The organism is Flavobacterium azizsancarii (assembly GCF_027980145.1).
GTDB lineage: Bacteria > Bacteroidota > Bacteroidia > Flavobacteriales > Flavobacteriaceae > Flavobacterium > Flavobacterium azizsancarii.
In genome coordinates this window covers 1-11,645 of sequence record NZ_JAMZNK010000015.1, presented here as the reverse complement: position 1 = coordinate 11,645, position 11,645 = coordinate 1, and the positions used below count along the sequence as shown (strand labels likewise).

The following is an 11,645-nucleotide window of genomic DNA, read 5'->3' as shown; positions in this document are numbered from 1 at the left end:
ATCTGATATTTCTTTTTTAATAAACAGTTCTTTTTTTCACACTAAGAATCTATGTTTCTATGTCTGAAAAATTAATCACCCAACTAATTTATTTAGTGTTTTGGTGTCTCGGACATTTCTAAATTTAATTCTCCTCCGTCTGTAATGGCTGAATGAGAAATACTGAAATTTTGTACCGGAATATTGTTGTATTTTATTTCCTTGATATAAATGTTTTCCGGACTGTTATTATTGGCATTAATAACAAACTTTTTGCCTTTATAATAATTTGGATTTAATTGAATCGACACTTTATTAAATATTGGACTTCCTATCTGGTACTCGGGATTTACCTCTGTACCTCCATTCATTTGAAACAAACCAATTTTAAGCAACACATTCAGGCTTCCCATTAATCCCTGATCTTCATCTCCGTTATAACCTGTAGCCGGAGATAAACCACTAAAAGTTTCTTTTACTACATTTCTTGTCCAATACTGTGTTAAGTCAGGTCTCCCTAATAAATTAAAAATAAAGGAGGTTTGTATCGAAGGCTGATTTCCAAAATTGATCGGAATACGGCTGAATTCGGGATGTAATTCGGCATCGTGTGAAGTACCGGAAGTAAATTTTAATTTTTGAGAAGCTTGAAATTGACTGTTTAATTTTTCTGCCGCTTTTTCTTTTCCGCCCATCAATGCTACTAAACCGTTGATATCATGAGGTACAAACCAGGTCGATTGTGCGCCATTAGATTCTATAAAACCATTTTCATATTTATAGGGATCAAAATTTTCAAGCCATTTTCCGTTAACATCTTTTGGACGCATCCATCCGATTGTTGTATCAAAAACATTTTGATAATTTTTAGCTCTTGCCATAAAATAATTATAGTCATCATCATGCTTTAATTTCTTCGCCAATTGTGCTAATGTCCAGTCTTGATAAGCATATTCCAGTGTTTGGCTCGCACCATCCTGATGACTTCCAAATTCACCTTCAGGAATGGGATAAGGAACAAAACCATTATCGATATAATATTTTAATCCACCGCCAATGTCCGTCGTATGTTCATAGCCCGCTTTTCCCATAATACCGTTGAGCATATGGTTTTTTTTGAGTGCGGTATAGATATTTCCTAAATCTTCTGTTATAATTCCTTTTTGAATAGCACTTACAATAAATGGTGTCGTAGAAGCCCCGGTCATGACAAATGTATCATTACCTCCGGATGGACCACGCGGAATCATTCCGCCATCTTTATAATATTGCATTAAGGACTGAACAAATTCACCCATAATTTCTGGATAAGCAAGACCCCAAAGCGTATTTATTGTCCATTGTGCTCCCCAAAATGAGTCTGAATTGTATTGATTAAATTTAGGTTTTCCTTGTTTATCTAAAGGCAATTGTCCTATTCTGAATTTGTCTCCTGTATTATCAGGATAAGCGCCATTTGCATCACTAATCATTTTTCTACCCTGCAAAGCATGCCACAGATCTGTATAAAATCGTCTTTGATCTGTTGTAGTTCCGCCTTCTACTTCAATTCTGCCCAGCAAATTATTCCATTCGTTTTTTGAATCTGTAACTACCTGATCAAAATTCCAATGTGGTAATTCCTGCTGTATATTATTTGATGCATTTTTTACTGATGTATAGGAAATCCCTACTTTCATTAATACCGTTTTATCCGCTTTGTCTAAATTTATTAAATAATTATTTGTCTTGTTATCGTGTTCGATCGAAGTAATAGGTGTATTCAGTTTAATTTTAAAAAATACGGTTAAGGGTTTCGGACGTCTAAAATTGGTACTCAATACTAATGATCCGGAAAGTTCATCATCACTATTTTTCTGCAATATTCCGTTTGTATTATCGCAAGGTCCCAAGATTGTATTGAGATTAAAAAGAATTGCTTTTTGCTCTTTCTCTGGAAATGTATAACGATGAAAACCTACTCTTTTTGTACTGGTCAGTTCCGCTGTAATTTGATATTTATCTAATAGTACGGAATGATAACCCGGAGTTATTTTTTCGGTTTCATGACTGAATTTAGAATAAAAACTGGTAAAAATGTCTTTTTTACTGGCTGTGGAAATAGTTACAGGCATTACGGAAACGCCGGACATTTGCCATTCATGAATATGACTAAAACCTTTTATTGTGTCTGTTGTATACTTGTAGCCGCCTCCCCAATCGCCATTGATTTCTGTATCGGGACTTAAGTTTACCATACCAAACGGACGGCTTGCAGAGGAAAAGAAAAACCATCTTGAATTTTCGGTATCCAGCTGAGGATAGACCATATCTACTAATGGTTTCTTTTTTGCAACAGCATTTTTTTCTGTTTTACATGACACTAAAAAAACAAGAAAGAGACTTATTCCTATACGTCCTATTTTATAAATTTTATCCAATTTCATTTATTCTGATTGTATTGATAGGGACTACGCTTTTATTTGTGGGGAATTGTGTAAAGTGTATTCGGTAATTGTTGCCATGATTTTCTGAATTTTGAAAATGCGGTATTAAAAACCAACACTGGCAATCTGGCTTTTTAATAAAAAAGGAGAAGGAATTTTAATCCTCTTCTCCTTTTTATAAAGTTGCAATCTGTTTTAACTCGCTGATTGTGATTAATTTTAACACATAGAAACATAGTTTTAAATTCTCAAAAAAGGCGTTTCACTTATTTTTAATGCACGGAACTATGTGCAAGAAATGTTTCTTATTGCCTTCTTTTTTACTTTAGAATCTATGTTTCTGTGTATTTAACTTTTTAATAATTACACTCAACGGTTATTCAATTTACTTTTAGAAATAGCCTAATATCCGGCATTCTGTGTCAGGGCGGGATTTAAAACCAAAGCATTGGTTGGAATTGGGAATGTACGACGATAGGTATCTGAGTTTGTTTTGAATCCCCATGATCCTTCATATTTCCCAAAGCGGATCATATCGTTTCTATGCCATGCTTCCTGCGCAAATTCGCGACTTCTTTCCTGATAAAGTTCTTCCAGAGTAACACCGCTCCATGCTGCAGAAGTAGTTCTGTTTGAACGAACCATATTGACCAATGCCAATGGTGTTTGTCCTAAAGTTGCGGCACCTCCGCGAAGAATTGCTTCTGCTTTCATCAGGATAACATCTGAATAGCGTAAAAACGGTACATCGTTATTTTGATTACGGCTTGTTGACGTTGCATCAGGATAAAACTTAATATTTCTATACCCCATGTTCCAGGCAATTTCATCATTTCCGCAGTCAAATAAAGCAGCATTCTGGCGCAGTACAATATCCGGCGTTAAATTTACCTGATACGTATAGGCCGCACTACCATCTGATCCTGTATAAAACTGGTCGTAACCTTTCTTTGTAGTGCTTACCATTACAGGCGTAACACCATCATTCATGAATTGTAATCCGGTTAACCATTGTTTGTTACGAATATCAGTAACATCGTTGAAATAGGCATAAAATGATGGAATTGTACTTCTTGGTGCACTTGGTGTAAAAGGAATTCCAAACTTTGCTCTTTCAGAACGGGGCACATCATAACGGGCATGATACATTTGACCATTATATCCTACCGTTACTGCTGAAGCGTCATAAGGAACAGCAAAAATAAACTCTTTCATTTGCGGTCCGTTTGCAGGATAAAACATCTGAAGATAAGTGCTTCTTGGCTCAATCGCATACAATCCGGAATTAATAACGCCATCGCAAGCTGCAATACAATCATCATAACGTGCTGTTCCGGTATAAACTTCAGCATTCAGATACAATTTTGCAAGCAATGCATTGGCAGTTTGCTTATTTGGTCTTCCGTAAGTGGTAACTCCTGCAACAGGATTTAAGTTAGGAAGTGCTTTTTTTAATTCTCTTTCGATAAAATTAAAAACGTCTTTTCGATCTGATTTCGCGTGAGCAGTAAAATCTCCGTAAACGGTATCCAAAGGCACATTTCCGTAGCTGTCCATCATCATATAATAAGAGATGGCACGCATGGTTTTTAGTTCTGAAATCATAGTTGCTTTATCAGCACCTGTCGGCATTGTTTTATCTAAAATTGAAATCGCCTGATTGGCTGTTCCAATCACTTTTGACGACCAATCCCAAAGACTTGAAACCCAGCCATTGTCCGGTGTCCAATTGTGGTAATGCAACATACTGTAGTTCTGATTATCGAACCAGTTCCCTCCTCTTGCCGGCATAATTGATTCATCTGTGCTCAATGATTGCGTGAACCACCATGCAAAGGAATACTCGCCGCGAAAAGCAGTATATACCGGACCTGCGGTCTGAATATATTGTGTTGGATTCTGAGGAAAAACTTCTGGTGTAAGCTGCGTTGTAATGGGCACATCAAGGTCGTCGCAAGACCATAATAAACCAACCATAAGTATTGGAAGTCCTATATGTTTTAATATATTTTTCATGTTTTTTAGAATTTAATTTTTAGAATATCACGTTTAAACCAAACAAGAATGTTCTGGTTTTTGGATAGAAGTTATTTGAATCTACACCCGGAGCTGTTCCTCCTTGTTCTACTTCCGGATCAATTCCTGTATATTTAGTAATTATAAATAAATTATTTACTGTTTCGTAAATACGGATTTTCTTGATGTATTTACCCACTTTACCAAAATCATATCCTAAAGTTAAATTATCTAATCGAAGGTAACTTCCGTCTTCTATAAAGCGCGTTGAATACTTATAGGCATTTAAATCATTTGGCGATTCATTTTGCGCATCAACAAGAATATTCGTTGTCATTGCAGTACTTGGCCTGAATAAATCGGCACGGGTTGCGTTGAAAATTTTGTTTCCAAATACTCCGCGGAAAAAGATATTCAAATCAAATTTCTTGTAAGTGAAATTATTATCCCATCCCAATAAAAATTTAGGCTGCGCACTTCCTGCATAATGATAATCTGTACCAATGGCAGGATTGGTTGTTAAGCTGCCGTCTCTGGCAACATATTGGGAAACACCATTGGCATTTTTTCCTGCGTACTGAAGCGTAAAGAATTGCCCCAATGGTTTTCCTTCCTTAAAAATTTGTAACGTGCTTCCTGTCTGACCACCTCCATCTGGCTGTACTCTGCGTATTGAATCTCCTCCAACAAATAATGGGTTCTTCAATTTTGTAATCTCATTTTTATTTGTTGAACCATTTATAGTTGTTGACCAGCTGAAATTTTTAGTTTTAATGGCATTAATACTCAAAGACCCTTCAATACCACGATTCGACATATTACCACCGTTGGCTACAATTGTTCCTACAGGCACTAATACGGGATTTACAGCATAATTAAAAATCATATCTGTTGTTTTCTTTTCGTACACATCAACAGAACCTGATACTCTCCCTTTTAATATCGTAAAATCAAGACCAAGATTTGCGGTTGCTGTTTTTTCCCATTTCAAGTCGGGATTCGCTGCCTGGTTTGGTCCGTAAGCTCCAATTTGTTGTCCGTTATAATAGAATGTTCCAAGACTTCCAGAAATAAATTGAGCGGTATAGGCATTAAATCCGGAAGAGTTACCGGTTTGTCCCCAGCTTCCGCGAAGTTTCAAATCGCTAAAAACATTCTGACCTTTCATAAATCTTTCTTTATCAATTCTCCATGCACCACCTACTGAAGGAAAGTACCCCCATTGATTATTGGTTCCAAATACTGAACCTCCATCTCTTCTGATGGTTCCCTGCAGAAGGTATTTGTCTTTGTAATTGTAATTTAAACGTCCAAATTGAGAAATCAAACGTCTTTTTTGATACGCTTTACTGTCTCCAAAATTTACAACATAACCGTTTACAGAAGTATAATTGCTTAAAGCAAGGTTATTATAACTCACATTATCTACAGGAAAATTAGTTGCTGATGCCTGAAATCCGTCTCCAAGAACATCTTCCTGCCATGAATAACCAATGACTGCCTTGATTTTATGATCGCCAAAAGTTTTGTCCCAATTCAAAAAACTCTCTACAATTGTATTACTGTTTTGGTAAGAATTTCTCATTGCTGATCCGTTTACACCAAAATTCACTAATTGTTTAACCTGAGGCGGATCTGGATTATTGTAAAAAGCAGAGCTATTGTATTGCTGATAATAACTGTCATAAAACTCTCCGTGTAATGAATTTAATTGTTGGTAGGATAAATTTAGATTATACGAAAATCCATAAGGAAGTTTTAATTCTGCTGTAAGGCTCCCCACAAAATTATTTGTTTTCGTATCATCATCTCCGTGTTCAATTAAAGCAACAGGATTGAAATAACTGGTTTGAACGAAATTTTCGAAAAATGATCCGTCCGCATTTCTAATTGGTGATACCGGAAGATGGCTTACAGATTGTTGCAGCGCTGTATTACGCTGAGGAACATTGGTATATTTCGTATTAGAGTTCGTTACATTCAAACCAATTTTCAGGTTATCATCAAAAGCAAATTGCTCTACCGCTAAACGTGCAATAATTCTGGAGAAATCACTGCTCAAAAGAACTCCTTCTTTGTTTACTGCCGTTACACTTGCAAAATAATTACCATGCTCACCACCTCCGCTTAAAGAAAGGTTATGACTGCTTGACTGTGCTCCTGAACTTCTAAGAATTGCTTTTTGCCAATCTGTATTTGCTCCCTTATCATTTTCAGGCGTAAAATTTAAATTATTTTTTGATGTAAATGCTCTCAATTGATTCGCATCCATCATATTAAGTTGATTGGAAACATTCTCAACACCAAAATAATTGCTGTACGTAATCTGGCTTCTGTCTTTACTTCCTTTTTTAGTCGTTACCATGATTACTCCATTTGCAGCACGGTTACCATAAATGGCAGTAGCGGCAGCATCTTTTAAAACATCAATACTAACAATATCTTCTGATGCGATAACAGAAATATCAACACCAGGAATACCATCTACCACATAAAAAGGTCCCTGAGAGCCATTTAATGTTGAGACTCCACGCAAAACTACCGAAGATTGTTTTGTTGGATCGCCACTTGTTGAAACATTAAGTCCCGACACTTTTCCTTGCAGCATTTGACCCACATCACTAATTACTCCTCTGTTTAACTGATCTCCTTTTATAGAAGCGACAGATGTAGTTAGATTTTTACGCGATCCTTTTCCATACCCAACCACTACAACTTGTTCTAAATTAGTTGAGCCGGAATTTAATTTGATCGTGTAATTTGTTTTTGAACCATCTAGTTTGAGACGTTGTTCATCGAATCCTATAAAAGAAATAATCAATGTGGCATTTTTGTTTGAAACAGTCATTTTAAATTTCCCGTCAAAATCTGTCACAATGTTATTCGAAGTACCAATTTCGAGCACATTGGCTGCTGGTAATGGCATACTCTTCTCATCCAGAACCACACCTGATATTTCAGTTTTTTGTGCCCATGAATTAATTGAGAAGCCCAGAAAAAAGGCTAGTAATAAAAGCTTAAGTTTTTCCATATTATTATTTGGTTAATTGGTTAAATAGTAAGGCGAAAATAGTATTAATGAATTCTTAACAAATGGACAGGTTATTCACAAACATGGATTTTTTTAGTAAACACAGCAGGAATAAGGGGTTCAGCGATTTATTTTTTTGTGCATCAGAATTAAAAACAAAAATATCCTGACAAAAAAAGTACTGACTTAATTCAGATCATCTGCTTAATTATCCTTATTGGTCTGCATTTATCCCTGTTAACGATGCTTGTACATTGCAGCACTTTCACTCCATTTTACTTCCCAGTTTTTTATTGATGCTCTTACATTCGATTCATCAAATGAAGTATTATTGATTTCTGACTCTCTTAATGCCAGCAAAAACATTTTCCATCTTGGCCAGTAAAATTCTGCATACATACCACGCCATGATCGGGAAGCATAATCATTTAGATGTCCTTCTCCTCCCCAAAGTGTAATTATTGTTTTTGCATTTTTCACATATAGTTTTGATTCTTCAGTATTGCTTCCGTAATCCCACGCAGATTGCAGCCAATGGTTTAAATCATTCAATGGCTGTCCCGAAAGCATATTATCTATACGTAAAGCCTGATTCTCTATTTCCTTAAATAATTCATCTCCTTTTGGCACGTCTTTACGTTCATAAGCTTTTACACATTCTATCAATAAATCATCTATACAAAGCGAAAAGTAATGTCTGGAAACATCTATTAAATCATAAGTATAAAGGCTGTTTTTATTGAAGTTTTCACTTTCTTTCTTCAAAATATCCAAAGCTTCTTTTAGCTTTTGTTTATCTCCCGGATTTCCTTTGAATTCTGTTATTTCCAGAGTTGGTCTTTTAAAAAATAAATACGCTCCGGCCCTATCATCCCACCAGCGCGTTTCCCAATACTTGGTACTGTATACTGATTCCAGCAATAACTGCCAGGATTGAAAAACAGTATCCGAAATATTTTTTCCGTATCGTGCTTTCAAATATTTTTTTAGCCAGTCCGCTATTGGTTCCTTACCTTGCGTCCAGGGCAGATCGTAGATGTACTCGTAAACTATCGAGTTATTGTTTAAGCCCTCAGGCATTACTCCATATCCTACAACATTTCCTTTGTTTGGATTTTTAAGTAAACTGGTCAATTCATTTTTATAGAAATTCAGATCCCCATACACAGGATTAGATCCTCCGTAATTGTGCACATATCCATACGTCCATTGTTTTCCGTAAAAAGCCTCCTGATTTTCCCAAACTTTATACCGGTCATTAGCATAATCCTGAATTATCATTCTGTCGTTTGGTACTTTGCTTAAAAAAGCACTGGTAGCTTCTTTAGTCCAAAATTCTTTATTATCACCAAAAAGCCAGCCCTGCATCACCCATACTGCTCCGGGAGAAGCTTCATTAATAGTTTCGAATATTGTTTTTCCGTAATCTGAAAGCTCGTCATATTTGTGTTCTTCAGAAACAGGCGGCGTTATTTCGTTGAAAGAATCAGCCAGATAAAAATCAGAATGTCCGTATAGTTTAGTATAGATTTCGATAAAGCGTTTTCCTATTTCTTTAAACAAAGGATCTTTGGAATCTAATAAATAGGTACTCGCAAAACCTCCACCGGACCAGGATTTCAGTTCACTTATTTTTGATTCGGGATGTTGCTCTGCAAATGCTTTTGGTACATAACCACTAAAAGCAGGCACTACGGGATACATCCCCAGAGCTCTCATTTTTTGCAAGATCTGTTTTTGAAGCGTGCTTTTCTTCTTAATCCATTCCTGAGGCAATGGTCCTTCAAGACTATTTATATTCCCCATTCTCTGCCAGGGCAAAAAAGCAGGTCCGGTAAAATGCGCTGCTAATTGACTGTCTGTTACCCCATATTCTTTCCATAATTCCTGCCAGACTGCTTCTTGCCCTTCCATTGCTGTAGGCAGATTAATGCCGTGAAATGCCATCCAGTCTATTTCTTGTTCCCAGCGTTTCCAATCCCACCAAGGAGTAGTGTAACCAAATGTACAGGCGTTTAGATATTCCCGGTATTCAAACGGAGTCGATTCTTTTTTTGAATACTTGGGCCAGCTTGTAGGCAAATCGACTCTGTTTCCTTCCCAACTGACGATAACTGCTCCAATATCCCTTAGAAAATTATATGCTGCATAACAAAGAGCAGTATTAGACGTTCCCTGAATTTTTACCTTATTGCCTTTGGTTGTTATTTCAAACCAATCTGATTGATTCTTATTTTCGATAATTGTAAAATCAAATTCACTCGCTCTTTTACCAATAAGTCTTTCTAGTACAGCTTTTGAACTTTTCGTGTTTTCGATATTTTGACTGTACACATCGGGTACTAAAAAAAATAGCATTACAAAAAAAGGAATTACAAATTTTAAGGAGTTATTGATTCTGACTTTCCAACATTCTATTTTCATATGGTATTATATTTATCTAATTAATGTCTACTATTTATTCTGAAATTGATACAAAAAATAGGGAGACATAATCTCCCTATTAAAACAAAATCAAATTTTCAACCCAATATTCTTATGAAACATTACTACATGAAACTTTTTGAATTGTTTCCCGACATCATTAATAAATGAAATACTGAATTGAAGATAAAAGTATAGAGAATGAATTTCTCAGTCATGGACACATCATTCAAAACTATAGACATATCCTGTATGAATGCTAAAATCTTAAAACAGCTATAAATATTAAATCCCACTTTTAAAGTATTGTAAATATGATCCCTGATTTTTTACTTGAAAAGAAATACAAATTTGAAGTTTTCAGCTGATTGATTTTAAAACCGCAAGTTTTTGTAAACCAAAAATCTACATGGAATAGGGTTGTTTTTTATTTCGTATACGCCATTATGAAACGGAAAAAATTAAAATTATAATTTGTATTTTCGTTTAACTGAAAATTTACTGCTTTAAATCACTCTAACTTTTACCACTAAAAAGTTAGTTGATAATGTATAACACCCAAACAAAACGAACATGAAACTATTGAAAATATTTGCCGGATCAATTATAGTATCATTTCTTGTTTCTTCCTGCTCTACTGTTTTAAAGAGTACAAAAATTAATTATCTAACAAGTAACTATTGTCAGCCAACCATTCAGTATGATTATTCTCAACTCGAAACTCCAAAAAATAAAATACAAAAACAGGATAGCATTTTAAATGCCCATTTATCCAAACATGATCTCTTAGTCAGCCAGGCTATTGGTATTGAAACTTATTTAGCAGAATACCTGCAAGTAAAAAAAGATACTTTAAAAAGATTGGTCCTAAAACAAAAAATCACTGATCGCCTCATGCTTACAACTATAGAAATAAATGCATTGGCATCAGAACTAGATTGTAATGGCGAACGCATCAATAAATTAGCAGACTATATTGATGACATCAACAATAAAAAAACTAGAAATCTAACAGTAGCTTCTGTGACTTTAGGTGCATTAACAACTGTGGCCACTGTTTTAATAAAAAATAATAATGCCGGTAATATAGTGGGTGTAACAGGCGGATTATTAAGTGCGGGATTAGGAGCATTAACTATTTCTCCAAAAGGTAAAAAAATCGAACTAAGGCTTCAAAGGAATCTACTGGGGAATATTTGGTACAATGATAATACAAACGAAGCATATCCTAACTCTATATGGACTCTTATAAACGAAAAACAATTTAGCAATTCCGGAGAAAATGACCTGCAGGAAAGTATCAAAAACCGATGGACACAATATAATTTTGATGGTAAAATAGATTCTAAAACACAAAAACTCTTTTTTGATGATGGCGGAATCTACACCGCAGACGATTTACACTCAAGAGCGAATATGCTAAATGAACTACAGGCTACTATTCGTTCTCTTGAACAGGATTTAAAAAGCTTAGCAGTGAGACTTAATAGTTTTTAGAATGTTAATTCGATTGAGCGGATTTTAGCGAATGTACAAGGACAAGCCAACTAAAGATTTTCGAGAGCTTAACTTATATCTGGTTTACCGCAAAAGGATATCTTCTTATTCAGATTGTCTAATCTTTTTTGCCTAAACTACAAAGCATTATAAAACATTATCCCAGTATTTTGTAAAACAAAAAACCCTGTTTCGCTAGAAACAGGGTTTTCAAAAGAAAGGCGACGACATACTCTCCCACATAACTGCAGTACCATCTGCGCAGGCGGGCT

At 35.4% G+C, this 11,645-nt stretch carries 5 protein-coding genes; 1 reads left to right on the top strand and 4 read right to left on the bottom strand.

From position 1 onward, the window contains the following. Positions 1 to 92: 92 nt before the first annotated feature. The 4 genes from NJT12_RS11100 to NJT12_RS11085 form a co-directional block, all read right to left on the bottom strand. Positions 93 to 2,405: a GH92 family glycosyl hydrolase gene (locus NJT12_RS11100; RefSeq protein ID WP_271335973.1), complete on the bottom strand. Its 2,313-nt coding sequence runs from the start codon at positions 2,403 to 2,405 to the stop codon at positions 93 to 95. A 402-nt stretch (positions 2,406 to 2,807) separates the two neighbouring features. Further along, entirely contained in the window at positions 2,808 to 4,421 is a 1,614-nt protein-coding gene (locus NJT12_RS11095) for a RagB/SusD family nutrient uptake outer membrane protein (protein ID WP_271335972.1), read from the bottom strand. Between the two features lie 19 nt (positions 4,422 to 4,440). Beyond that, positions 4,441 to 7,452 carry a SusC/RagA family TonB-linked outer membrane protein gene (locus NJT12_RS11090; RefSeq protein ID WP_271335971.1) on the bottom strand — a complete coding sequence of 1,004 codons (3,012 nt, stop codon included), beginning with the start codon at positions 7,450 to 7,452 and terminating at the stop codon, positions 4,441 to 4,443. 237 nt (positions 7,453 to 7,689) lie between these two features. Continuing rightward, entirely contained in the window at positions 7,690 to 9,876 is a 2,187-nt protein-coding gene (locus NJT12_RS11085; protein ID WP_271335970.1) for an alpha-N-acetylglucosaminidase, read from the bottom strand. Between the two features lie 573 nt (positions 9,877 to 10,449). Here NJT12_RS11085 and NJT12_RS11080 point away from each other — a divergent pair. Then, positions 10,450 to 11,373, top strand: a complete 924-nt coding sequence (locus NJT12_RS11080; RefSeq protein ID WP_271335969.1) for a hypothetical protein — start codon at positions 10,450 to 10,452, stop codon at positions 11,371 to 11,373. Positions 11,374 to 11,645: the final 272 nt, after the last annotated feature.

What these genes read in the sequence shown, in the direction of transcription:
- NJT12_RS11090 (WP_271335971.1), bottom strand. Translation starts at nt 7,452, where the DNA reads ATGGAAAAACTTAAGCTTTTATTACTAGCCTTTTTTCTGGGCTTCTCA.
- NJT12_RS11085 (WP_271335970.1), bottom strand. Translation starts at nt 9,876, where the DNA reads ATGAAAATAGAATGTTGGAAAGTCAGAATCAATAACTCCTTAAAATTT.
- NJT12_RS11100 (WP_271335973.1), bottom strand. Translation starts at nt 2,405, where the DNA reads ATGAAATTGGATAAAATTTATAAAATAGGACGTATAGGAATAAGTCTC.
- NJT12_RS11080 (WP_271335969.1), top strand. Translation starts at nt 10,450, where the DNA reads ATGAAACTATTGAAAATATTTGCCGGATCAATTATAGTATCATTTCTT.
- NJT12_RS11095 (WP_271335972.1), bottom strand. Translation starts at nt 4,421, where the DNA reads ATGAAAAATATATTAAAACATATAGGACTTCCAATACTTATGGTTGGT.